Here is a 289-nt window from a genome sequence, read left to right as displayed (position 1 = left end):
ACTGTGGAGTTCGTGCCCGGAGCGCCCGCGATCCTCAGCGGATCGCACCTCGATTCGCAACCGCGCGGAGGACGATTCGACGGGGCGTACGGGGTGATCGCGTCTCTGCACGCCGCGGCGGAGGTGCAGCGGCGGGTCGAAGCCGGTGCACTCGCGCCGAAGTACAATCTCGTCGTCGTCGACTGGTTCAACGAGGAGGGCAGCAGGTTCGCTCCCTCCATCATGGGCAGCTCAGTGTTCTCGGGACTCATGGACCGGGATGAGATCCTCGCCGTGCGCGACCTCGAGG

1 pseudogene is annotated in these 289 nt (G+C 66.8%); it reads left to right on the top strand.

Annotation, left to right across the window (positions count from 1 at the left end):
- Positions 1-12: 12 nt before the first annotated feature.
- A pseudogene (locus tag AMS67_RS12970) lies at positions 13-289 on the top strand (M20 family metallo-hydrolase); the annotation flags it as partial.

Origin of the sequence: Leucobacter japonicus, assembly GCF_001273855.1 — a bacterium.
Taxonomy (GTDB): Bacteria; Actinomycetota; Actinomycetes; order Actinomycetales; family Microbacteriaceae; genus Leucobacter; species Leucobacter japonicus.
This window is presented reverse-complemented; position numbering and strand designations above follow the sequence as displayed.